We start from the raw sequence: 23014 nt of genomic DNA on the forward strand, positions 1-23014 counted from the left end.
TTTTTCTTCTTACTCGTATATATATCCTTTCAGGAAACAAACAAAATAGGAATAAGGGTTTCACTTATCTCATTAAGCAAAAATAAAGTGAGAATCCTCCCTGCTTTCCATTTGTAAATTAGGCAATCGTTTTCTCAACTTTTTTAAAAAAAATAAAACAAAAGCGATTTTTAGATTTTCTACTATTATATGACGATAAAGCGTTTACTTTTTTCTACAATTTTTTTAAAAATTTTTACAAAAAACACTTGCAACCGCTTTCCAATTGTGCTATACTAGTCCCATAAAGGAAAACGTTTGCGTTTCCTCATTATAAAATTTGTTATTCTTTAGGAGGAATACACTATGTCATCTAAATTCATGAAGAGCGCTGCTGTGCTTGGAACTGCTACACTCGCTAGCTTGCTTTTGGTAGCTTGCGGAAGCAAACCTGCTGAAAAAGCTGCTGATGCTGGTTCATCTGAAGGTAAAGAAATCACTCTTTACGTTGAAGACCAATACAAAGCTTTTGCTGAAACAGTTGCTAAGGCTTATGAAAAAGAATCAGGAACAAAAGTTAACATCAAATCTGGTGACCAACTTGGTGGTCTTGACAAACTTTCTCTTGACAACCAATCAGGTCAAGCTGCTGACGTTATGATGGCTCCATACGACCGTGTAGGTAGCCTTGGTACTGACGGACAACTTTCAGAAGTGAAATTGAGCGATGGCGCTAAAACAGATGATAAAACTAAATCTCTTGTAACAGCTGCTGACGGTAAAGTTTACGGTGCTCCTGCGGTTATCGAGTCACTTGTTATGTACTACAACAAAGACTTGGTAAAAGACGCTCCAAAAACTTTTGCTGAATTAGAAGAACTTGCTAAAGATAGCAAATACGCATTCGCTGGAGAAGATGGAAAAACTTCTGCTTTCCTAGCTGACTGGACAAACTTCTACTATGCATACGGACTTCTTGCTGGTAACGGAGCTTATGTATTTGGCGATAACGGTAAAAATCCTAAAGACATCGGTCTTGCAAACGAAGGTGCTATCGCAGGTATCAACTACGCTAAATCTTGGTATGAAAAATGGCCTAAAGGTATGCAAGATGGTACAGCTGCTGGAAACTTAATCCAAACTCAATTCCAAGAAGGTAAAACAGCTGCTATCATCGATGGTCCTTGGAAAGCTCAAGCATTCAAAGATGCTAAAGTAAACTACGGTGTTGCTACTATCCCAACTCTTCCAAATGGAAAAGACTACGCAGCATTCGGTGGTGGTAAAGCTTGGATCATCCCATCAAGCACTAAGAACCTTGAAGGTGCACAAAAATTTGTAGACTTCCTTGTTTCAACTGAACAACAAAAAGCCTTCTACGATGCAACTAACGAAATCCCAGCTAACACTGAAGCTCGTTCATACGCTGAAGGTAAAAACGATGAGTTGACAACAGCTGTTATCAAACAGTTCAAGAACGCTCAACCAATGCCAAACATCTCTCAAATGTCTGCAGTTTGGGAACCAGCTGCTAACATGCTCTTTGACTCTGTAAGTGGTAAGAAAGATGCTAAAACAGCTGCTAACGATGCTGTGACATTGATCAAAGAAACAATCAAACAAAAATTTGGTGAATAAAAAATTTGTTCAAGGGGGGTGGAATTCAAATCCCCCTTTGAATTTATCAATAAAAAACATATATAGTTTAGGTTTTAATTAGAAACCAGTATCCTATGAAAGGAGTTATTATGGAAAAGCAACAACCTAGTAAAGCAGCACTGCTGTCTATCATTCCTGGGTTAGGACAAATTTACAATAAACAAAAAGCCAAAGGTTTTATCTTCCTTGGTGTAACCATCGTATTTGTCCTTTATTTCCTAGCACTTGCAGCCCCTGAATTGAGCAATCTCATCACTCTTGGTGACAAGCCAGGTCGTGATAATTCCCTCTTCATGCTGATTCGTGGTGCCTTCCATTTAATCTTTGTAGTCGTTTATGTACTCTTCTATTTCGCAAATATTAAAGATGCACATACAATCGCAAAACGTATTAACAATGGAATTCCAGTACCACTTACGCTAAAAGATATGATCAAAGGAATCTATGAAAATGGCTTCCCTTACCTATTGATCATTCCATCTTATATTGCCATGACTTTTGCGATTATCTTCCCAGTTATCGTAACCTTGATGATTGCCTTTACCAACTACGACTTCCAGCACTTGCCACCAAACAAATTGTTGGACTGGGTTGGTTTGACCAACTTTACGAACATCTGGAGTTTGAGTACCTTCCGTTCTGCCTTTGGTGCCGTTCTTTCTTGGACTATCATCTGGGCTTTGGCTGCCTCAACTTTACAGATTGTGATTGGTATCTTCACAGCTATCATTGCTAACCAACCATTTATCAAAGGAAAACGTATCTTCGGTGTTATTTTCCTTCTTCCTTGGGCTGTTCCAGCCTTCATCACTATCTTGACATTCTCAAACATGTTTAACGATAGTGTCGGTGCTATCAACACTCAAGTATTGCCAATCTTGGCTAAATTCCTTCCTTTCCTTGATGGTGCTCTTATTCCTTGGAAAACAGACCCAACTTGGACTAAGATTGCCTTGATTATGATGCAAGGTTGGCTTGGATTCCCATACATCTACGTTTTGACTTTGGGTATCTTGCAATCTATTCCTAACGACCTTTACGAAGCAGCTTATATTGACGGTGCTAATGCTTGGCAAAAATTCCGCAACATCACTTTCCCAATGATCTTGGCCGTTGCGGCACCTACTTTGATCAGTCAATACACCTTCAACTTTAACAACTTCTCTATCATGTACCTTTTCAACGCTGGAGGACCTGGTAGTGTCGGTGGTGGAGCTGGTTCAACCGATATCTTGATTTCATGGATCTACCGTTTGACAACAGGTACATCTCCTCAATACTCTATGGCGGCAGCTGTTACCTTGATTATCTCTATCATTGTCATCTCAATCTCTATGATCGCATTCAAGAAATTACACGCATTTGATATGGAGGACGTCTAAGATGAATAACTCAATTAAACTCAAACGTAGACTGACTCAAACCCTTACCTACCTCTACTTAGTTGGCCTTTCAATCGTGATTATCTATCCACTTTTGATCACTATCATGTCTGCCTTCAAGACTGGTAACGTAGTAGCCTTTAAACTAGACAGCAATGTCGACTTTAGTTTTGCTAACTTCCAAGGGCTCTTCTCTGAAACCTTATACGGTACTTGGTACCTCAACACTTTGATTATCGCCTTGATTACCATGGCTGTTCAAACAAGTATCATCGTACTTGCTGGTTATGCTTACAGTCGTTACAACTTCTTGGCTCGTAAACAAAGTTTGGTCTTCTTCTTGATTATCCAAATGGTGCCAACCATGGCCGCTTTGACAGCCTTCTTCGTTATGGCACTTATGTTGAACGCCCTTAACCACAGCTGGTTCCTCATCTTCCTTTATGTTGGTGGGGGTATCCCGATGAATGCTTGGTTGATGAAAGGTTACTTCGATACAGTGCCAATGTCTCTAGACGAATCTGCAAAACTAGACGGTGCAGGACACTTCCGCCGCTTCTGGCAAATTGTTCTTCCACTTGTTCGCCCAATGATCGCTGTGCAAGCTCTCTGGGCCTTCATGGGACCTTTCGGGGACTACATCCTCTCTAGTTTCTTGCTTCGTGAGAAAGAATACTTTACTGTTGCCGTTGGTCTCCAAACCTTCGTTAACAATGCGAAAAACATGAAGATTGCCTACTTCTCAGCAGGTGCTATCCTCATCGCCCTTCCAATCTGTATTCTCTTCTTCTTCCTACAAAAGAACTTTGTTTCAGGACTTACAAGTGGTGGCGACAAGGGATAATATATCCCCGCCACCCTTTTTCATTTTAGAGCTTGTGACTATAAAAATATCCTTACAACAAGCAATTTGTCTCCTAGACTTGAAATAAAGCACATTTCTCTATATAATAATACTCATATAGAAAACACCTTTTAGAAAGATACAAATGCTTCCATATCCATTTTCTTATTTTTCAAGTATTTGGGGATTTCGTAAGCCCCTGTCCAAACGTTTCGGGCTCAACTGGTTTCAGCTTCTCTTTACCAGTATCTTCCTTATCAGCTTGTCTATGGTACCCATTGCTATTCAGAACAGCGCCCAGGAGACTTATCCGCTAGAAACCTTTATCGATAATGTCTACGAACCATTGACAGATAAGGTTGTCCAGGATCTCTCTGAACACGCTGCAATTGTTGATGGCAAATTAACTTATACAGGCACAGCTAGTCAAGCGCCTTCTCTTTTAATCGGTCCAAGTCAAAGCAAGGAATTACCTAAGGACTTGCAACTGCATTTCGATACGAATGAGCTCGTCATCAGCAAGGAAAGTAAAGAGTTGACACGCATCTCTTACCGAGCGATTCAGACTGAGAGTTTCAAAAGCAAAGACAGCTTGACACAAGCGATTTCTAAAGACTGGTACCAGCAGAATCGTGTCTATATCAGTCTCTTCCTAGTTCTCGGAGCAAGCTTCCTCTTTGGTTTGAATTTCTTCATTGTCTCTCTAGGAGCGAGTCTTCTCCTTTATATCACTAAGAAATCACGCCTCTTTTCATTTAGGACCTTTAAAGAGTGCTACCATTTTATCTTGAACTGTTTAGGATTACCAACTCTGATTACGCTTATTTTGGGATTATTTGGCCAAAATATGACAACCCTGATAACTGTACAAAACATTCTTTTTGTTCTGTATCTGGTCACTATCTTTTATAAAACGCATTTCCGTGATCTAGATTACCATAAATAGGAGATTTTTATGCCCGTTACGATTAAAGACGTGGCCAAGGCTGCTGGTGTTTCGCCTTCAACTGTAACCCGTGTTATTCAAAATAAATCAACCATTAGCGACGAAACAAAAAAACGCGTTCGCAAGGCTATGAAGGAGCTCAATTACCACCCCAACCTCAACGCTCGTAGTTTGGTAAGCAGTTATACCCAAGTTATCGGCTTGGTCCTTCCTGACGACTCAGACGCCTTCTATCAAAATCCTTTCTTCCCATCTGTCCTCCGTGGTATCGCTCAAGTCGCTTCTGAAAACCACTATGCCATTCAGATTGCAACAGGGAAAGATGAAAAAGAGCGCCTTAAAGCTATTTCACAGATGGTTTATGGCAAACGTGTGGATGGATTAATCTTCCTTTATGCCGAAGAGGAGGATCCCTTGGTCAAACTAGTCGCTGATGAGCAGTTCCCCTTCCTTATCCTAGGAAAATCCATTTCACCCTTTATCCCTCTTGTCGATAATGATAATGTCCAAGCTGGTTTTGATGCGACCGAATATTTCATTAAAAAAGGTTGCAAACGAATTGCCTTTATTGGAGGGACGAAGCGACTCTTCGTAACGCAAGACCGTTTAACAGGCTATGAGTCAGCACTCAAACAACACCAACTGCCTATTGATGACAATCTGACCTACTTTGCAAATGAATTTCTAGAGGAAAAAGGGTATCAGTTTAGTAAACTCCTCTTTCAGCATGACCCGCAGATTGATGCTATCATTACAACCGATAGTCTCCTAGCTGAGGGGGTCTGTGACTATATCGCTAAGCACCAACTGGATGTCCCTGTTCTCAGCTTTGACTCAGTCAATCCCAAGCTCAACTTGGCGGCCTATGTCAATATCAATAGCCTAGAACTTGGTCGAACATCATTTGAAACGATTCTTCAGATCATCAACGATGCTAAAAACAATAAACAAATTTGTTACCGTCAGTTAATTGCCCACAAAATTATTGAAAAATAAAAACCAGCTCACGCTGGTTTTTTTGTTACTAATTTTCTGTTTCAACGAACCGTCCCAAAATATGGACATTCTCAGATACAGAGACAAAGGCGCCTGGATCCACCTGTTTCATAATCTGTTTAAATTCATTAAACTCTGCACGTGTGATGACAGTGATTAAAACTGCCTTTCTCTCGTGATTATAGGTTCCTTCTGCATCGTGGATCATGGTTGCTCCACGGTGCAATTTTTTATGGATTTTTTCAATTACCTTGTCTGGATGATTGGTCACAATCATGGACTGCATACGTTTTTGCTTGGTAAAGACTGCATCTGTCACACGGCTAGAGACAAAGATGGTAATCATAGAGTAAAGAGCGTATTTCCAACCAAAGGTCAAACCAGCTATCAGCATGATAGTTCCATTTACCAAGAAAGAAATACTACCGACATTCTTACCTGTTTTCTTGCGAATAGTCAAACTGACGATATCCGTCCCACCACTGGAGATATTGTTGCGAAGAGCAAAACCAATCCCCAAGCCCATGACAACACCCCCAAAAAGGGCATTGATAATGGGATCCTCCGTTAAGGTCGCTACAGGGACAAACTGGATAAAGAAGGAACTCATGGACACCGTGATAAAGGTAAAGACGGTGAACTTATGCCCAATCTGATACCAAGCCAAGACCATCAAAGGAAAATTAATGGCGTAAAAGGTCAGCGAAATCGGGATATGAAAACCAAACCAGTGATTACTCAAGGCAGAGATAATCTGTGCCAGACCTGTCGCACCACTCGAATACACATGCCCTGGTTGGAAAAAGAAATTGACCGCTACTGCTGATAAAAAACCATAGACTAGAGAGGCCGAAATCTTCTCATCATATTTTTCTCGCGAGATGCTTTGTAAGACACGTAAAATTTTTATCTGATAAGCAAAGCGGCGCAGATAATAGCGCCACCGCTTAATTCGTTTTGCTTGTTTCATCTTCTTCTACTTGTAAGCTGAGTTCCTCTAGTTGTTTGAGAGCTACTGTTGAAGGAGCTTGTGTCATTGGGTCACTTGCCTTGTTGTTCTTAGGAAAGGCAATGACTTCACGGATATTGTCTTCTCCTGCTAAAAGCATGACAAATCGGTCAAGCCCGATAGCCAAACCACCGTGTGGTGGGAAACCATAGTCCATGGCTTCAAGAAGGAATCCAAACTGGTCATTTGCTTCTTCAGCTGAGAAACCAAGAGCCTTGAACATGCGTTCTTGAAGGTCTTTTTGGTTGATACGAAGGCTACCACCACCAAGCTCATAACCGTTCAAGACAATATCGTAAGCAATGGCACGAACCTTCGCCAAATCACCTTCTAATTCGTGAGCAGTCTCTTCCTGTGGTAGAGTAAATGGATGGTGGGCGCTCATGTAACGGCCTTCTTCTTCAGACCATTCAAACATTGGCCAGTCAACTACCCAAAGGAAGTTGAATTTATCGTTATCAATCAAGCCAAGCTCTTTGGCAATACGTCCACGAAGGGCACCAAGAGTTGCATTGGCCACTTCAAGCGTATCCGCCACAAAGAGAACGAGGTCCTTATCTTCAAGTGCAAGCGCTGTTGTCAATTCTGCTTGGATGCTAGTCAAGAACTTGGCAACTGGTCCGTTTAATTCTCCATCAACCACCTTGACCCAAGCAAGACCTTTGGCACCGTACTGCTTGGCTACTTCCGTCATCTTGTCGATGTCTTTACGTGAATAATTGTCCGCAGCGCCTTTGACCACAATGGCTTTTACAGCAGGTGCTTCTGAAAAGACTTTAAAGTCTATACCTTTGACTACTTCTGTCAGGTCCTGAAGCAACATGTCAAAACGAGTATCAGGTTTATCAGAACCGTAAAGAGCCATCGCATCATCGTATTTCATACGAGGGAATGGAAGCGTCACTTCGATGCCTTTAGTTTCCTTCATGACACGCGCAATCAAGCCTTCTGTGATGTCTTGGATTTCTTGCTCAGTAAGGAATGAAGTTTCCAAGTCGACCTGAGTGAACTCAGGCTGGCGGTCTCCACGCAAGTCCTCGTCACGGAAACATTTAACGATTTGATAATAACGGTCAAAACCAGCATTCATCAACAACTGCTTAGTGATTTGTGGACTTTGAGGAAGCGCGTAAAAATGCCCTTTATTAACACGAGATGGCACCAAATAGTCACGCGCCCCTTCTGGTGTTGACTTAGAAAGGAATGGTGTCTCCACATCGATAAACTCCAACTCATCCAAGTAGTTACGGATAGAGTGGGTCACCTTAGCACGAAGTTTAAGATTTTCCAACATTTCTGGACGACGAAGGTCAAGGTAACGGTAACGCAAACGCGTATCGTCATTGGCCTCAATGCCATCCTTAATTTCAAATGGTGTTGTCTTAGCTGTATTCAGCACTGTCAGAGCTGTTACATTTAACTCAACTGCACCAGTTGGCAACTTATCATTGGCTTGCTCACGCGCAGTGACCTGACCAGTCACCTCGATAACAAATTCGCTACGAAGGCTTTCAGCTGTTTCCATGACCTCTGCAGAGACTTTTTCAGGGTTAATAACCAACTGCATGATTCCTTCACGGTCACGAAGATCGATAAAGATCAAACCACCTAGGTCACGACGACGGCCAACCCATCCTTTCAAGGTTATTTCTTGTCCGATGTGTTCCTCGCGAACACGACCAGCATACATACTACGTTTCATTATTTCTCTCCTCTTTTATTCTGTTACTATTTTACCATAAAAGCGCAGGCTCTTCATGAAAATCATCAGAAAAGTTTGCCAGTCTTTAAAAATCAAGTGAAGACTCTAAAAATTGACGCCCATACAAAAATCCGATGAAATTCACCGGACTCTTTTATTTTGAATTTTTGCCTGCTTTACGCTTTTCAGCAATTTCGGCTGCCTTTCGAGGCAAGACAATTTCCGTTGTATAAGCTGTCCCAAAGCGCAAGACACCTGCAATAGGGGCAAAGACAACTGCTAGATAGTTGTAGAAGAAATCGCCCTTAAAGGCATAAGCTAGCGCCCCAATGATGAAAAATAGAACAACTGCTTGAATCACTGCTAATAAAATTACTCGTTTCATGTGACCTCCTGACTCTATTATAGCATGAGAATCATCAAAAAGCTGACTAAATTATTCAAAGCGTGGAGAGAAATACTGTAGACCAGACCTTTTCTGCTAATATAAGCCAAGCCCAAGCTAAAACCAAGACTAGCATAAACTAAAAATTGTTGCACATCACCTGGAAAATGAATCAAGGCAAACAGAACACTGGATACCAGAAGAAAAATCAGAGTTTGTTTACTATTGTCCTGCTTAGGAAAGAAATAGCGTGCCAACATTCCTCTAAAGATAAGCTCTTCCGTCAAAGGAGCAAAAATAACGACCGCAAAGAATGAGAAAAGTGGTTGAGACAAGGTCAAGTCTGTCGCTATTTGCTGATTTACTGAAGGATCATTTGGCAAGAAAAACTGGACAACCAAAGATAAGAACCAAACCAAGGCCGGGAGCCAAATAAATCGGTTGAAGTCACTCTTCTCAATATGAACAGGAGCTTTCTGATACCATTTGTAAATGCCGTACACGTATACTCCAGCCAAGGCCACATAGAGCAAGGTAACAGCATAGGGGGAAGCGCCTAAGGCAAGCGAAGCAGTCGCGAGCCCCTGAATGAAGCTATAGATAAAGAAAAAGGATAGAAGGGCTAGAAGAAACCAGCCGAGGTTTTTAAGTAATTTCATAAAGGTCTCCTATCTTGCTTTATAGCTGTTTTTCAATACAATGAGGTTTGCTATTCCTAATACAAGTACCCAGGCAAGTAACATACCGATGTTAGAAAAAGATATTTCTCCACCTTTTTTATTTAAAAGATTTACAATAGGACCAACGAACGAGTAATCCAACACTTTTTGAGCCGTATCATTTTGAAGAGCAATTATAGGTAAAAAAGAGACAATTAACATAGGGAAGATACTATAAACTTGCGCTTTAGATTGAGTATCTGACATCGCACCGATTAGAAGGTTGAGAAAAATAATACTAATAGTTGCTAGGAGCAAATAGATAACGTAGGCAAATAAATAACCAGATACATCTACTTTAAGATAGATGGGAAGTACAATCATAGCAAGTAACATTATCAGAATAGGGAGAACAAGCATACTGAAAGTATATTCTGTTGCTGTCACACCACTTAGGATGAGTGATTTAAGATTTCGTTTTTCCTTATCTTCTGCCATCATAATCGATACCATATAACCACTTCCCATGCTCAAGACCATCGTCAAGCTAGAAGATAGTAACAATAGGCTCAATTGTCCATTCTTATTTAAAAATTCATTATATACAACAGCAATGCCAAAAGGCATCAATAGAGTCGCCAACAAAGATGAATTGCTAATAAGGACTTGTAATCTTAACCATAGTAGGGCATTTAATTTTCTAAACATCTAACTTTTCTCCTGTCAATCTGATAAAGATTTCTTCTAGTGTCGGCTCACAAGAGTGAACCACCATCAAATCTGTCGTGTCTAATTGTGGTAATTCTTCAAATGGAACTATCTGTTCTCGTCCATCATTATAAACCACACGTACTTTCTTATCCACATGGTACTTCTGGATGATATCTTGCGGACTTCCATACTCTATTAGGTTACCCTTATTCAAAAGAGATAAGCGATCACAAAGCAGAGTTGCTTCATTCATATCATGCGTGGTCAGAAAGATAGTTGTCCCCGCCTGCTTTAATTCTTGAAGTAGGGTATGAATCATCTTAGATGTTGTAGGGTCTAATCCACTGGTTGGCTCATCTAGAAAGAGAATCTTAGGAGCATTAAGAAGGGCACGAGCCAAGAACATTCGTTGTTTCATTCCTGTAGATAATTTTTCTGCGATAATATCTTTAGCATCTGCCAATCCAACCTGTTGGAGCACCTGATTTACTCTATCTGACTTGAGACCATACAGCTTAGCATAGATGAGAAGATTTTTGTAAAGACTCATCTTTTCATAAAAACCACTGCCATCACTAACAATACCGATTTGTTCCAAATCATTTGAGGTTAAATCTTGAGAATTCTTGCCTAACAAAACTGTTTTACCTTGATCTGCAGCCAACTGTCCTGTTAAGACATTAATCATAGTTGTTTTACCTGAGCCAGAAGGGCCAAGAAAACCAAAGATTTCGCCCTCCTTAATCTCAAAAGAAATCTGATGAAGAGCTTTTTTGCTCCCAAAACTTTTGCTTACATTTTCAACACGAATCATAGAAACTCCTTTATTTGAAATAGCGTTTTACCATAGGTAACTGCATCACATTGATATAAATATGGATAGCTCCGACAAGCAAGAAGGCTAGTAACTGAATCTCTCCTGTCAGTAAAGAAAAGAGAGCAATCAGAAAGTAGAGACCTGGCAAGACATACTGATGTAATTGGAATAAAATCCGAAAACTCTGTTCCAAATTAGCCTGGCGCTCCCCTTCATCGTAAGAATTGACATAGCCTAAGATATCCTTTGGCATAGAGAAAAATACCAAATCAAACTGGCGAACAATCGCAATGGTTTTATAAAAATATTTTTGAACATTAAAAATCAATACTAATCCCAAAAAAGAAAGAGATAAGGTTAGATGGCTTCCATTTAGTACAACCATTTCACTTGCTGAAATGAAGAGAGCCAATAAAATCGCTACGTTTGTAATATTAAAAGCAATGCTTCCAAACTCAAGATTCCGATACATTTGCACATAATAGGTTTCATTCAGATCATCATCCATTTCCTCTTGATACAAGGAGTGAAATTTTCTGCTTTTCTTTAAGAAATTGAAAGTCAAAAGAATACTAATGAAACCTATCAGTAAACAAATAGTTGATATCCAGGGTATCAAGACTTTTACATCTAAAATGATTGCGTGGGATTCGGCAGCATCCTTAAACATCCCTACAAAACCTCCCAAGAAACCTCCAAGGACAACAGACATTAAAAATAACAATCCACCTTTATTTTTCTTTTTCATTTTTATTCTCCTTTTTCACTCGCTAAATTGTTTGCTTTCTTTTCAATCCAGTCAACGACTGGGATAAGAGCAAAGTAGGCCCAAATAAATTGGTTACTTTGATAGGGACTAAACCAGCCTAAGTCTATCCCAATCAATAGAAACACGCTGACTAATAGAACTGTGACCACTACATAATAAATCACTTTGTACTTGTTCATCACTCGTCCTCCTCCAAGCGAAATACCGATTCGACTGTTTCGTTGAAAATTTGAGATATTTTCAGGGCAATGATAATGGACGGGGTGTACTCATCCCGTTCTAGTAGGCTAACGGTCTGTCTGGAAACCCCTGCTAGCTTAGCCAGTTCGGTTTGGTTGAGACCATCGCGAGCTCGAAGCTCTTTTAGACGATTTTTTAGTTGCATGTTACACACCTACTCTCCGTCAAATTCAACGGTTTGGATATCCTCAATACGTTGCAACTTGAATTTTTCTTTCCCCTTTTTATCAACACGTCGTAGTTTGACCCATTCCTCGTCAACATCCACAACTTCCCAGTTGTCTGTCCCAAACAATTGTCCAATGATTGTTGGTTTTTTCCCAATCAATTCTTTTAATAATCTTGACATTTCTTTATTTCCTTTCTGTTTTTGCTCAATTCTTTTGATTTTATTCTCTAGTTTCTTGACCCTTTGGATATGATAGAGATAAAATATAATCACAAGAGGTACAAATCCTAATGCCCACATAATCGTTCCTTTCTGCTTCCTATTTCTTAACTTGAATTTATTGTAACACATCTTTTTCTTTTTGACAAGCATATTTGTCAAAAAGTTTATGATTTTTGTCATTTTGCAAAAGAAAAAGGTCAGAGTAGTTCTCTGACCAGTTTTTCTGTTATTAAAACCCTAGTTTTTCAAAGATTTCTGAGAAGTTTTGGCTGATAGTCTCAAGTGACACTTGCACTTCTTCTCGGGTTTGATTGTTCTTGACAGTCACTTGTCCGCTTTCGACTTCACTCTCTCCTAGGGTGATGAGGGTCTTAGCCGCAAAGACATCAGCTGACTTGAACTGAGCTTTTAGTTTACGGTTGAGGTAATCACGCTCTGCTTTGAAACCTTGTTGGCGAAGATCTTGTACCAATTCCAAGGCCTTGATATTTGCCCCTTCACCCAAGACTGCGATATAGACATCTAGGGCGTTTTCGATAGGAAGAGCTACACCTTGCTTTTCAAGAATGAGAAGCAGGCGCTCTACACCAAGTCCAAAACCAAATCCAGCAGTTTCAGGGCCTCCAAAGTAAGAAACCAAACCATCGTAACGACCACCCGCACAGACTGTCAAGTCATTGCCCTCAATCTCAGTGATAAACTCGAAAATCGTGTGGTTGTAGTAGTCCAGACCACGCACCATATTGGTATCGATGATGTAATCTACTCCAAGATTTTTCAACATCTGACGCACAGCATCAAAGTGAGCTTGACTTTCTTCATCAAGGAAGTCCAAGATAGAAGGCGCATTCTCCACTGCCACCTTGTCTTCTTTTTCCTTAGAGTCCAAGACACGGAGAGGATTTTCCTCCAAACGACGTTGGCTATCTTTAGATAAGGTCTCCTTGAGCGGTGTCAAATAGTCAATCAAGGCTTGACGGTAGGCCGCACGGCTCTCAGGATTTCCAAGAGTGTTAAGGTGCAATTTGACACCTTGGATACCGATTTCTTTCAAGAAATGGGCTGCCATCGCGATTGTTTCCACATCGGTAGCTGGATTGCTAGATCCAAAACACTCAACACCAATCTGGTGGAACTGGCGCAAACGCCCTGCCTGTGGACGCTCATAACGGAACATAGGTCCCATGTAGTAGAACTTACTTGGCTTTTGCACTTCTGGGGCGAAGAGTTTATTTTCTACATAGGAACGGACAACGGGCGCAGTTCCTTCTGGACGGAGAGTAATATGGCGGTCACCCTTGTCATAGAAGTCATACATTTCCTTGGTTACGATATCCGTTGTATCTCCGACAGAGCGGCTGATAACCTCGTAATGCTCAAAAATAGGCGTACGCACTTCTGCATAGTTATATCGCTTGAAAATCTCACGGGCAAAGCCCTCAACGTACTGCCATTTGGCAGATTCAGCAGGTAAAATATCCTGCGTTCCTTTTGGTTTTTGTAATTTCATAGGGAATCCTCTTTAAACTTAATAGTCTTATTTTACCATAAATAGAGGGATTAAAACAGTGAGAGAAGAAAATCTCAAGAGAGTCTTTTCAGAAAATTCATCAAAAACTTGCCAAATTGTCAGAATTATGAGAAAATAGAGGATATTTATCACGTGGAGGGACTGTTATGAGAGACGATATCAAAATCAATGACCGTGCTTTGGCCTTACAAGACCAAATTATCGAAAAACTAGAGAAGGTTTTTGATACAGATGTGGAATTGGATGTTTACAATCTAGGGCTGATTTATGAAATTAATCTAGACGAAACAGGCCTCTGTAAGATTGTCATGACCTTCACCGACACTGCTTGCGATTGTGCCGAAAGCTTGCCTATCGAAATCGTTGCAGGTCTGAAACAAATTGATGGTATCGAAGATGTCAAGGTTGAAGTTACCTGGTCGCCTGCCTGGAAGATTACACGAATCAGTCGCTACGGCCGTATTGCCCTTGGACTGCCACCTCGTTAAGCAGGCAAATCACTTTTGAAGATGAAAAGAAGCAAGCCGAGATTGGCTTGCTTTTTAAGTTTATTTTTTACCTGACTTGTCCATATTCCAGAAGTCTGTCACGGCTCCGCGTGAAGCAGATGATACGATATGGGCATATTTTCCGAGGACACCACGGCTGTAAAGTGGTGGCAAGGTTGTTTCTGCCTTGCGTTTTTCAAGCTCTTCTTCCGATACGGCCATAGAAATTTCTTTGGTATCCTGGTCAACCGTAACGATATCGCCTGTACGAAGGTAGGCAATTGGTCCACCATCCTGAGCCTCAGGAGCGATATGTCCAACAACCAGACCATAAGTACCACCAGAGAAACGGCCATCCGTCAAGAGGGCAACCTTGTCTCCTTGACCTTTACCAACGATCATTGATGAAAGTGACAGCATCTCAGGCATACCAGGACCACCCTTAGGTCCAACAAAACGAACAACGACTACATCGCCATCAACGATTTCATCTGTCAGAACGGCCTGAATCGCATCTTCTTCTGAGTCAAAGACTTTAGCTGGACCAACGTGACGACGCACTTTAACACCTGATACCTTGGCAACCGCACCATCAGGAGCAAGGTTCCCGTTCAAGATGATAAGCGGACCGTCTGCACGTTTTGGATTTTCAAGTGGCATGATGACTTTTTGACCTGGAGTGAGGTCTGCAAAGTCAGCCAAGTTCTCAGCGACAGTCTTACCAGTACATGTGATACGGTCCCCGTGAAGGAAACCATTTGCCAACAAGTACTTCATAACCGCAGGCACACCACCGACTTCGTAAAGGTCTTGGAAGACATACTGACCAGATGGTTTCAAGTCAGCCAAGTGAGGCACACGCTCTTGGATCGTATTGAAGTCCTCAAGTGACAAGTCAACATTGGCAGCATGGGCAATGGCAAGCAAGTGAAGAGTGGCGTTTGTAGAACCACCGAGAGCCATAGTTACAGTGATGGCATCTTCAAAGGCTTCACGAGTCAAGATATCTGACGGTTTGAGACCGAGCTCCAACATCTTAACAACAGCACGTCCTGCTGCTTCGATATCTTCTTTCTTATCAGCTGATTCAGCTGGGTGAGATGAAGAACCTGGCAAACTCATACCCAAAACTTCGATAGCTGTCGCCATGGTATTAGCAGTGTACATACCACCACAGCCACCAGGGCCAGGGCAGGCATTACATTCAAGACGTTTAACGTCCTCAGCTGTCATGTCACCGTGATTCCATTTTCCGATACCCTCAAAGACAGAAACCAAGTCAATGTCCTTGCCATCAAGATTTCCCGGTGCAATGGTTCCACCATAGGCGAAAATAGCTGGGATATCCATATTGGCAATGGCAATCATAGAACCAGGCATGTTCTTATCACAGCCACCGATAGCGACAAAGGCATCCACATTGTGACCACCCATAGCCGCCTCGATTGAGTCTGCAATGATATCACGAGATGTCAAAGAGAAACGCATACCAGGCGTTCCCATGGCAATCCCGTCCGCTACCGTGATAGTCCCAAACTGCACAGGCCAAGCACCTGCAGATTTGACACCCTCTTTGGCCAATTTCCCGAAATCATGCAAGTGAATGTTACATGGTGTATTTTCCGCCCAAGTCGAAATCACTCCCACAATCGGTGTTTCAAAGTCCTTATCTGTCATACCAGTCGCACGAAGCATGGCACGGTTTGGTGATTTTACCATGCTGTCATAAATGCTACTGCGGTGACGTTTATCTAATTCAGTCATTTGTTCCCTCCCATTTCAGTTTTTACTATTATAGCACATTTTAAAAGCAATGAACAGAAGAAAATTCTTGAATTTTCAGAAAATTCTATATACATATAAAATATTTAAAATTAAAAACAACAAAGCGGATTAGTGCACTTTCTGATTACCAGAATATGCTTTTTAATCCGCTTGATTTCAATAACGTAATGTAATTTTTACAGAAATTCTTTCAGAACAGTGTATTTAACATCTATCTTGCATTATAAAACTCTAGAACCTTCTCTTTTATATTCGATTCACTCAAACCATACTCATTAAGAAGATAATCCATTTTCCCTACTTGACCGAATCTTTCTTGAACACCCATCCGATGAATTTTTGTCATTTCATCATCAGAGAATAATTCACATAAGGCGCTGCCAATTCCACCTATCTGATTGTGGTTTTCTACAGTAAATATAGTTTTTCCACCTAATATTGTTTTTATCTGTTCTGGTATCGGTTTGATTCTAAATAAATCTATCACGCCTACTGAATAACCTAATTTGGACAGCTCATCCGCAACTCGAACACTTGGAGCAACCATTATACCAGAAGCAACGATTACAACATCTTCACCGTGTCTTAACTCAATGTAGCCTTTAGAAAAATCTTCTCCACCTTGATACACAGCCTCTGGAGCTTTTCTAATTGTTCGAATATATTTTAGTCCTTTTAATTCTAATGTCTGGTTCAAGATTTCACGAAATTGGATATCATCAGTTGCTTCAAAAATGATTGATTTAGGAATTAAACGTAACAATCCAATTTCTTCAAATGGCATATGTGTTCCACCATTCATCTCTGCCGTTACTCCTGCATCTGAGCCAATCACAGTGGCATCCAATTGTGCGTACCCAAGAGAAATAAATAATTGATCAAATACTCTTCGTGAAGCAAAAGGGCCAAATGTATGAAGATAAGGTCTAAACCCCTGAATAGATAAACCTGCTGCAAGCCCGACCATTTCTGCTTCCATGATCCCAACATTCACATAACGGTCTCCAAAGTCCTTTTCAAGATTATTAGTAGCCATCGAACTTGACAAGTCTGCTTCTAAAACTACTATATCAGAATAACTTTGGTTAGCTTCTAGAAGGAAATCTCTATATACATGCCGTAATTCTTTCGTACTTCTCATCATTCTGTTTCCTCCAATTCCTGACTTAATCTTTCTACAACTGAAGTTAACATTTGTCTCTCCTCTACAGTAGGGCGAAGATGATGATTGGATTTCATTTCTTCCAGCTCTCGAACCCCTTGACCTTTAATAGTATCTAATACAATACACTTAGGTGATGGATTATTTGACTGTTTTAATTGGACAATCCCTTCATAAATTTCTCTAATATCTGAACCATTGACCCTAATGGATTCAAACCCAAATGCTGAGAATTTTTCTACAAAATCACCTGGATTACAAATATCCTTTGTAAAACCATCTAATTGTTTTTTGTTATCGTCTACAAATACAATTAAATTAGATAACTGTTGATGAGAAGCAAACTGTATAGCCTCCCAACATTGTCCCTCATTTAACTCACCATCTCCAACAATAGCATAGGTATAAAAGGGACTTTTTCTTATTCTCTGACCATATGCAAGTCCGGTTGCAACACTAATTCCCTGTCCTAAAGAGCCAGTTGTCATATCTATGCCCGGCGTTAGATTTCTATCAGGATGAGACGGTAATTTGGTTCCATTTGTATTTAAAGAATGTAAGAATTCTTTGTCAAAGAAACCATTCAAATAGAGTGTGCTGTACAAAGCTGGTCCAGCATGTCCCTTGGATAAAACAAAATAATCTCTATCTCGTGACGCAAATATTTCTGGAGTCATCGGCATTATTTCACCATAAAGCACTGCTAAAACTTCTACTATAGACAGACTCCCTCCATAATGGCCGAATCCAAGATGATTCAATGTTCTAAGAGTATTTAATCGGATTTTTGTTGCAAATTTTCTTAACTCATCTTCTCTATTTTCACTTAAAATCATCCCTTATTCCTCCTTTGCAGATGGCTTTTTAATAAAGGATACTCCAAACATAACTGCTAGAATAAGAACAAGACCAATAACAATGCCTGCTTGTGAGCCAAATTGATTCAACATTCCTAAAATAATTCCTGATAGACCAAAATCTGCATCTGAGAAAGTTGACCCTTGGAAACCAAGTCCTCCCAAAACTGGCATTAAAAAGACTGGAAGAAAACTAATTAAAATACCTTGTAAAAATGCTCCAATAGTGGCTCCACGAACACCACCAGATGCATTCCCAATGACACCTGCAGTCGCTCCACAGAAGAAATGAGGCACAACGCCTGGTAAGATGACAACCGTTCCTGAAGCAATCATAATTGCCATACTTACTAAACCACCAACAAAACTAGAGATAAATCCAATTAGGACTGCATTAGGTGCATAAGTATAAACAATCGGACAATCCAAAGCAGGTTTTGAATTAGGTACAAGACGCTCTGAAATACCTTTAAAGGCTGGAACAATTTCACCCAAAATAAGGCGAACACCTGCTAAAATAACAAATACACCTGCTGCAAATTGACCTGCTAATTGTAAAGCATAAACTAGACCACTTGTACCATTACTGATTTCTTTTTCTATATATTCTGACCCTGCAAAGATAGCTACAATAATGTAAATAATTGCCATGGATAAAGTAATGCTAACAGTACTATCACGTAAAAAAGCTAAACTCTTTGGAAATTTAATGTCCTCTGTTGATTTTGATTTGTCACCGATAAGGCTACCAGTGAAACCACTCAACCAATATCCCAAAGAACTGAAATGACCTAAAGCCACCTTGTCATTTCCAGTTAATTGAACCATATATTTTTGTACAAATGCTGGAGAAATACTCATAATAATACCGAGTGCTAATCCTCCTAGTAAGATAAGAGGCAAACTAGTAAAGCCAGCAACTGATAAAATGACCGCAATCATACACGCCATATATAGAGTGTGGTGCCCTGTTAAAAAGATATATTTGAATCGAGTAAAACGAGCAATTAAGATATTGAATACCATACCTGCAAACATAATCATTGCAGTAGCTGAGCCATATGTTGTTAAAGCTACAGCTACAATTGCTTCATTATTCGGTACAACTCCAGATAAATGAAAAGCATGTTCAAACATGGTACCAAATGGATTCAAAGAATTTTGTACAATTCCTGCACCACCAGATACAACTAAGAAACCAACAAAAGTCTTAATTCCACCTTTAATAATATCAGGTAATTTCTTCTTCTGAAGAACTAATCCTAAGATTGCAATTAAAGCTACTAAAATAGCTGGTGTACTAACAATATCCAATATGAACTTCATCATGACGCTAGCCTCCTAAATAAGTCCTTTTTCTTCACAAAGTTTAGTAATTAATTCTCGTAGTTCATCCATATCAATAATACTATTTAAGATACGAACATCTCCAAGATGACTAGCTGAATCAGCTAAATCACGACCAACAATCCAAATATCAGCTGCATTTGGATCTGCTCCACCTAAATCATAGTGTTCAACTTCTACATCTGAAACATTCAAATCACTCAATACAGATTCAATATTCATCTGTACCATAAAACTTGAACCTAATCCTGAACCACAAGCTGTACCAATTTTTAACATTATCTAATCCTCCTGTTTAATTATCATTTCAATGTCATCATAGTTTTTTGATGATATTAAAGTTTGAACATGATTTTTATCTCTTAAAATTGTTGTTAAATGTGACAAAGCCTTTAAATGACTCTCATTATCAATGGCTGCAATACAAATCAACAATCTTACCTCTTGTTCTGGATTATCCAATAAATAAATCGGTTCTTCCAAAACTAACATTGACATTCCTATTTCATTCACACCTTCATCTGGCCGAGCGTGAGGAATTGCTACTCCCTTCCCTAAATTAATAAAAGGCCCAAACTCTTCTACTTTTTGAATCATTGCCTCAGGGTAGTTCTCAGTTATCTTATGTTGATCCAAAAGCGGTTTAGCTGCTAAACGAATTGCCTCCTTCCATCCTAATTTTTCCGAACTAACCTGATAAGTTTCTTTTGTAATTAATTCTTCTAACAATGGTAACACTTCCTTTCTGTTCATTTCTTGATAGAGATACCTCTTTAATGCTAATTTTAACTCTAATTCTTGTGTGATTATACTATATCGTCTTACTATACTAATTATCTGATTAAGCTCAATATCTCGATAACCTGTATCTGGGAAATCTTTTGATACCAATTCAACTAACTGTGTTGTTTGTTCTTCCGTCATCATAACAGAAACTAGATAATTTGGCTTCTCTGTATCCACCTTTATAGTAGAAAAAACCATATCATAGTCACTACTAGTTTTCGCATATAAATCATCAATCTTTGAGGTTCCTATAAACTCAATCTGAGGGAATAATGCTAATAGATTCTCTTTTATCATCAATGAAGAACTAATTCCATTAGGACAGATAATTGCTGCTTTATAACATTTTTGAGGCAAATTGTCTGCATTCTTTAAATAACCTCCAAAATGGATAACAAAATATGCTGTTTCACTATCAGGTATAGGTTTGTCAATAGCATCCATCAAGGGAGTCAAAGAGTCTTTTACTAGTTCAAATAAATCAGGATAATGTTCTTTGACATGCAACACATATTCATTTGAGCTAGGTAAGCCGAACTTTAATCTATAGTAAGCCGGTATAAGGTGGCGGCGAAGATTTTCTCTCAATGCTTCCCTTTGTTTAAAATGCAACAAAGAAATATCTTCCATTCTACTTATAATGGCCTCTGTTAATTGATTAAAGTAAACCGGAGCAACATCTACTTCACCTTCAAAGCAACTTGATAATAAAACTGTGACATAGCGATAATCATCCTCTGAAAATACCGTATCTATAATTCCCAAATCAACTACTGTATCTAATAAAATAGTCGTTATATCTTGAATAATAGGAGATACTAATGTCTCTGAAAGACATACTCTTTCAACATCCCTTTGATACCTACATATAATGAATACTAAACCGAAAAGGCAAACTTTTAATTGATTAACAATAGGTACTATCTGTAGCTTTTCATAATAATCTTTAACTACCTGATCAATCAAATCATAAGTTAATGAATACCCCCAACTGGATAAAACATAATCCAACCCCCAAATCCCTATGGAGGATTCCAGCAACTCACTAACCATTTGAAAAGCTAAACGGTGCTTATTCCACTCTGAACCGTGTAAAGTATAACCTTTTGCTCTACTGTACCCTAGCTCCAAATCATTATCTAACATAATCTTTCTTAATGATTGAATATCAGATAAGGTTGTATTCTTACTTACTTTCAAAAAGTCTTGGTAATGATTATTCGATATAAAATCTAATCGGCAAAAAGTGTAAAGATAGATTAATGCTAAGCGAGTCGACTTTGGTAAAACCAATCCATCCGACTTAATAATATCTGTCAAAGACTGCTTCGTACGATTTGATAAACTATAGCGACCTTGTTTTTTATCCAGCACTATCCCTTTATTAGCTAGATAAGGCACTAAATAATCTATTCCTTCTTTGACTTCCTTTATAGGTAAGCTCACCTTAACAGATAATTCATATAATGATAGCTCACAATGATCCATCAAAGTCATCAAAATAACTAGTGCTCTATAATCAAACATTTCTCTTCCTTTCTAACTACAATTATAGTGTAAAAGTTATAAGAATAAAAGAGTATTTCAGCACAATATAATCTCACTTCCTACAAGTAATTATTGGGCTGAAAGTTTTTAGTGATTATTTTTCAACTTTCTATTGACTTTATAAATTAAAGTAATATCATTTAGATATCAAATATCAGGAAGTCAGTCTTATGACTGAAAAACTAATTAATTCAAAACCAAATGGGGTATTAGCATTGATTCTCATTGAATTGACGCTCGTACTTGGTGTCTTTATATTTATAATGAGTGCTGGCTAAGAAAACATTTTTGGAATTATTATCGGACTTGTACTAATCGTAATTGTAGCGCTAGCTCATTCTGATTTAAAAGTTGTCAAACCTCAGAAAGCTCTGGTTCTGACACTCTTTGGTAATTGTACAGGTACCATCAAAGAACCTGATTTTTACTTTGTCAATCCCTTCAGCGTAGCAATCAACCCTGCAAACCACGGAAGTCTTTACTAAAAATGGCTGAAGCTAAAAAAAGCAGATCCCCCTTCGACTCTCAACAAAGTTATACGCTGCACTCGCATCATGGTCAGAAGATAACTTTCGTTCAGTCAATGGCCAAATCGAATATATCCTCATAGATGTGTCAAACAACGGAAGAAAGATGGAAAATACGTATCAGAAACCATTGACAAACCATTTGAGATTGATATTTAATATCTTCTCCTGTCTGCTAAGTCGGACAGGAGAATTTTTTCATCTTTTTTTGTCAAGTAACTTTACTTTACAAAAAAAATGTGTTATTCTAGTATGGTTGATGAAAATCAGTAGATTGAATCGAATATAAATACCTAAAGGAGAAATCAAAATGGCAGTACCTGCACGTCGCACCTCAAAAGCGAAGAAAAACAAACGTCGTACACACTACAAAGTAACAGCTCCATCTGTAAACTTTGACGAAACTACTGGAGATTACTCACGTTCTCACCGTGTATCACTTAAAGGATACTACAAAGGACGTAAAATCGCTAAAGCTGCATCAGCTGAATAAT

The 23014-nt window shown here is 39.3% G+C and carries 24 protein-coding genes and 2 pseudogenes; 9 read left to right on the forward strand and 17 right to left on the reverse strand.

The features are described from left to right. Positions 1-345: 345 nt before the first annotated feature. The 5 genes from D7D53_RS08390 to D7D53_RS08410 all read left to right on the forward strand — a co-directional run bounded on the left by D7D53_RS08390 (position 346) and on the right by D7D53_RS08410 (position 5806). On the forward strand, positions 346-1617 hold the full coding sequence (locus D7D53_RS08390; protein ID WP_033681071.1) for an extracellular solute-binding protein: 1272 nt from the start codon (positions 346-348) through the stop codon (positions 1615-1617). A gap of 110 nt (positions 1618-1727) precedes the next feature. Beyond that, positions 1728-3020 carry a carbohydrate ABC transporter permease gene (locus D7D53_RS08395; protein ID WP_162927894.1) on the forward strand — a complete coding sequence of 431 codons (1293 nt, stop codon included), beginning with the start codon at positions 1728-1730 and terminating at the stop codon, positions 3018-3020. A gap of 1 nt (position 3021) precedes the next feature. Further along, positions 3022-3864, forward strand: coding sequence for a sugar ABC transporter permease (locus D7D53_RS08400; protein WP_001065658.1), 843 nt, complete (start codon positions 3022-3024; stop codon positions 3862-3864). Between the two features lie 145 nt (positions 3865-4009). After that, the gene (locus tag D7D53_RS08405; RefSeq protein WP_120770683.1) at positions 4010-4810 is read left to right on the forward strand and encodes a DUF1189 domain-containing protein; all 801 of its coding nucleotides are present in this window, start codon (positions 4010-4012) and stop codon (positions 4808-4810) included. Between the two features lie 9 nt (positions 4811-4819). Next, entirely contained in the window at positions 4820-5806 is a 987-nt protein-coding gene (locus tag D7D53_RS08410) for a LacI family DNA-binding transcriptional regulator (RefSeq protein ID WP_120770684.1), read from the forward strand. 28 nt (positions 5807-5834) lie between these two features. On the opposite strand, the gene D7D53_RS08415 is transcribed toward D7D53_RS08410, so the two are convergent. The 11 genes from D7D53_RS08415 to hisS form a co-directional block, all read right to left on the reverse strand. Continuing rightward, a complete protein-coding gene (locus tag D7D53_RS08415; RefSeq protein ID WP_120770685.1) occupies positions 5835-6776 on the reverse strand; it encodes a YitT family protein in 942 nt (313 codons plus the stop codon). Continuing rightward, positions 6754-8517 carry an aspartate--tRNA ligase gene (gene aspS, locus D7D53_RS08420; protein WP_120770686.1) on the reverse strand — a complete coding sequence of 588 codons (1764 nt, stop codon included), beginning with the start codon at positions 8515-8517 and terminating at the stop codon, positions 6754-6756. Before aspS ends, D7D53_RS08415 begins: the two co-directional genes overlap by 23 nt. Before the next feature lie 154 nt (positions 8518-8671). Next, positions 8672-8902, reverse strand: coding sequence for a hypothetical protein (locus tag D7D53_RS08425; RefSeq protein WP_000832184.1), 231 nt, complete (start codon positions 8900-8902; stop codon positions 8672-8674). Positions 8903-8919: 17 nt separating this feature from the next. Continuing rightward, complete coding sequence (locus tag D7D53_RS08430) at positions 8920-9561, reverse strand: CPBP family intramembrane glutamic endopeptidase (protein WP_120770687.1); 642 nt, start codon at positions 9559-9561, stop codon at positions 8920-8922. A gap of 9 nt (positions 9562-9570) precedes the next feature. After that, the gene (locus tag D7D53_RS08435; protein WP_120770688.1) at positions 9571-10269 is read right to left on the reverse strand and encodes an ABC transporter permease; all 699 of its coding nucleotides are present in this window, start codon (positions 10267-10269) and stop codon (positions 9571-9573) included. Further along, positions 10262-11086 (reverse strand): ABC transporter ATP-binding protein, encoded by an 825-nt coding sequence (locus D7D53_RS08440; RefSeq protein WP_023947599.1) that lies wholly within the window; start codon positions 11084-11086, stop codon positions 10262-10264. Before D7D53_RS08440 ends, D7D53_RS08435 begins: the two co-directional genes overlap by 8 nt. A gap of 10 nt (positions 11087-11096) precedes the next feature. Then, positions 11097-11837, reverse strand: a complete 741-nt coding sequence (locus tag D7D53_RS08445; RefSeq protein WP_070479550.1) for a DUF3169 family protein — start codon at positions 11835-11837, stop codon at positions 11097-11099. Positions 11838-11839: 2 nt separating this feature from the next. After that, complete coding sequence (locus D7D53_RS08450) at positions 11840-12037, reverse strand: hypothetical protein (RefSeq protein WP_070479548.1); 198 nt, start codon at positions 12035-12037, stop codon at positions 11840-11842. Then, entirely contained in the window at positions 12037-12243 is a 207-nt protein-coding gene (locus tag D7D53_RS08455; RefSeq protein WP_070479546.1) for a helix-turn-helix transcriptional regulator, read from the reverse strand. The genes D7D53_RS08450 and D7D53_RS08455 overlap by 1 nt, the downstream gene beginning before the upstream one ends. A gap of 9 nt (positions 12244-12252) precedes the next feature. Continuing rightward, the gene (locus tag D7D53_RS10370) at positions 12253-12447 is read right to left on the reverse strand and encodes an aspartyl-tRNA synthetase (RefSeq protein ID WP_229294803.1); all 195 of its coding nucleotides are present in this window, start codon (positions 12445-12447) and stop codon (positions 12253-12255) included. A 271-nt stretch (positions 12448-12718) separates the two neighbouring features. Next, a complete protein-coding gene (hisS, locus tag D7D53_RS08465; RefSeq protein WP_049510881.1) occupies positions 12719-13999 on the reverse strand; it encodes a histidine--tRNA ligase in 1281 nt (426 codons plus the stop codon). Positions 14000-14166: 167 nt separating this feature from the next. Here hisS and D7D53_RS08470 point away from each other — a divergent pair, with 167 nt between their 5' ends. Further along, entirely contained in the window at positions 14167-14508 is a 342-nt protein-coding gene (locus D7D53_RS08470; protein WP_033687965.1) for a metal-sulfur cluster assembly factor, read from the forward strand. 60 nt (positions 14509-14568) lie between these two features. On the opposite strand, the gene ilvD is transcribed toward D7D53_RS08470, so the two are convergent. From ilvD to D7D53_RS08500, 6 genes are all read right to left on the reverse strand, one after another. Further along, a complete protein-coding gene (gene ilvD / locus D7D53_RS08475; RefSeq protein ID WP_000137343.1) occupies positions 14569-16272 on the reverse strand; it encodes a dihydroxy-acid dehydratase in 1704 nt (567 codons plus the stop codon). Between the two features lie 232 nt (positions 16273-16504). Next, complete coding sequence (locus tag D7D53_RS08480; RefSeq protein ID WP_120770689.1) at positions 16505-17437, reverse strand: transketolase family protein; 933 nt, start codon at positions 17435-17437, stop codon at positions 16505-16507. Continuing rightward, positions 17434-18291, reverse strand: a complete 858-nt coding sequence (locus D7D53_RS08485) for a transketolase (protein ID WP_120770690.1) — start codon at positions 18289-18291, stop codon at positions 17434-17436. Before D7D53_RS08485 ends, D7D53_RS08480 begins: the two co-directional genes overlap by 4 nt. Before the next feature lie 3 nt (positions 18292-18294). Beyond that, positions 18295-19641, reverse strand: a complete 1347-nt coding sequence (locus tag D7D53_RS08490; protein ID WP_120770691.1) for a PTS ascorbate transporter subunit IIC — start codon at positions 19639-19641, stop codon at positions 18295-18297. Between the two features lie 12 nt (positions 19642-19653). After that, positions 19654-19938, reverse strand: coding sequence for a PTS sugar transporter subunit IIB (locus D7D53_RS08495; protein ID WP_000912476.1), 285 nt, complete (start codon positions 19936-19938; stop codon positions 19654-19656). A gap of 3 nt (positions 19939-19941) precedes the next feature. Next, entirely contained in the window at positions 19942-21972 is a 2031-nt protein-coding gene (locus tag D7D53_RS08500; RefSeq protein WP_120770692.1) for a BglG family transcription antiterminator, read from the reverse strand. Between the two features lie 191 nt (positions 21973-22163). Here D7D53_RS08500 and D7D53_RS08505 point away from each other — a divergent pair. The 3 genes and pseudogenes from D7D53_RS08505 to rpmF form a co-directional block, all read left to right on the forward strand. Then, a pseudogene (locus D7D53_RS08505) lies at positions 22164-22472 on the forward strand (hypothetical protein); the annotation flags it as partial. 31 nt (positions 22473-22503) lie between these two features. Then, positions 22504-22679, forward strand: a pseudogene (locus D7D53_RS08510) (type II toxin-antitoxin system antitoxin). Between the two features lie 151 nt (positions 22680-22830). Continuing rightward, a complete protein-coding gene (gene rpmF, locus D7D53_RS08515; protein WP_000290417.1) occupies positions 22831-23013 on the forward strand; it encodes a 50S ribosomal protein L32 in 183 nt (60 codons plus the stop codon). The last annotated feature ends 1 nt before the right edge of the window (position 23014 follow it).

Origin of the sequence: Streptococcus gwangjuense (genome assembly GCF_003627155.1) — a bacterium.
GTDB lineage: Bacteria > Bacillota > Bacilli > Lactobacillales > Streptococcaceae > Streptococcus > Streptococcus gwangjuensis.

Excerpts from the sequence above, each read along its gene's own strand:
- D7D53_RS08390 (WP_033681071.1), top strand. The coding sequence starts at position 346 with ATGTCATCTAAATTCATGAAGAGCGCTGCTGTGCTTGGAACTGCTACA.
- D7D53_RS08395 (WP_162927894.1), top strand. The coding sequence starts at position 1,728 with ATGGAAAAGCAACAACCTAGTAAAGCAGCACTGCTGTCTATCATTCCT.
- D7D53_RS08400 (WP_001065658.1), top strand. The coding sequence starts at position 3,022 with ATGAATAACTCAATTAAACTCAAACGTAGACTGACTCAAACCCTTACC.
- D7D53_RS08405 (WP_120770683.1), top strand. The coding sequence starts at position 4,010 with ATGCTTCCATATCCATTTTCTTATTTTTCAAGTATTTGGGGATTTCGT.
- D7D53_RS08410 (WP_120770684.1), top strand. The coding sequence starts at position 4,820 with ATGCCCGTTACGATTAAAGACGTGGCCAAGGCTGCTGGTGTTTCGCCT.
- D7D53_RS08415 (WP_120770685.1), bottom strand. The coding sequence starts at position 6,776 with ATGAAACAAGCAAAACGAATTAAGCGGTGGCGCTATTATCTGCGCCGC.
- aspS (WP_120770686.1), bottom strand. The coding sequence starts at position 8,517 with ATGAAACGTAGTATGTATGCTGGTCGTGTTCGCGAGGAACACATCGGA.
- D7D53_RS08425 (WP_000832184.1), bottom strand. The coding sequence starts at position 8,902 with ATGAAACGAGTAATTTTATTAGCAGTGATTCAAGCAGTTGTTCTATTT.
- D7D53_RS08430 (WP_120770687.1), bottom strand. The coding sequence starts at position 9,561 with ATGAAATTACTTAAAAACCTCGGCTGGTTTCTTCTAGCCCTTCTATCC.
- D7D53_RS08435 (WP_120770688.1), bottom strand. The coding sequence starts at position 10,269 with ATGTTTAGAAAATTAAATGCCCTACTATGGTTAAGATTACAAGTCCTT.
- D7D53_RS08440 (WP_023947599.1), bottom strand. The coding sequence starts at position 11,086 with ATGATTCGTGTTGAAAATGTAAGCAAAAGTTTTGGGAGCAAAAAAGCT.
- D7D53_RS08445 (WP_070479550.1), bottom strand. The coding sequence starts at position 11,837 with ATGAAAAAGAAAAATAAAGGTGGATTGTTATTTTTAATGTCTGTTGTC.
- D7D53_RS08450 (WP_070479548.1), bottom strand. The coding sequence starts at position 12,037 with ATGAACAAGTACAAAGTGATTTATTATGTAGTGGTCACAGTTCTATTA.
- D7D53_RS08455 (WP_070479546.1), bottom strand. The coding sequence starts at position 12,243 with ATGCAACTAAAAAATCGTCTAAAAGAGCTTCGAGCTCGCGATGGTCTC.
- D7D53_RS10370 (WP_229294803.1), bottom strand. The coding sequence starts at position 12,447 with ATGTCAAGATTATTAAAAGAATTGATTGGGAAAAAACCAACAATCATT.
- hisS (WP_049510881.1), bottom strand. The coding sequence starts at position 13,999 with ATGAAATTACAAAAACCAAAAGGAACGCAGGATATTTTACCTGCTGAA.
- D7D53_RS08470 (WP_033687965.1), top strand. The coding sequence starts at position 14,167 with ATGAGAGACGATATCAAAATCAATGACCGTGCTTTGGCCTTACAAGAC.
- ilvD (WP_000137343.1), bottom strand. The coding sequence starts at position 16,272 with ATGACTGAATTAGATAAACGTCACCGCAGTAGCATTTATGACAGCATG.
- D7D53_RS08480 (WP_120770689.1), bottom strand. The coding sequence starts at position 17,437 with ATGATGAGAAGTACGAAAGAATTACGGCATGTATATAGAGATTTCCTT.
- D7D53_RS08485 (WP_120770690.1), bottom strand. The coding sequence starts at position 18,291 with ATGATTTTAAGTGAAAATAGAGAAGATGAGTTAAGAAAATTTGCAACA.
- D7D53_RS08490 (WP_120770691.1), bottom strand. The coding sequence starts at position 19,641 with ATGATGAAGTTCATATTGGATATTGTTAGTACACCAGCTATTTTAGTA.
- D7D53_RS08495 (WP_000912476.1), bottom strand. The coding sequence starts at position 19,938 with ATGTTAAAAATTGGTACAGCTTGTGGTTCAGGATTAGGTTCAAGTTTT.
- D7D53_RS08500 (WP_120770692.1), bottom strand. The coding sequence starts at position 21,972 with ATGTTTGATTATAGAGCACTAGTTATTTTGATGACTTTGATGGATCAT.
- rpmF (WP_000290417.1), top strand. The coding sequence starts at position 22,831 with ATGGCAGTACCTGCACGTCGCACCTCAAAAGCGAAGAAAAACAAACGT.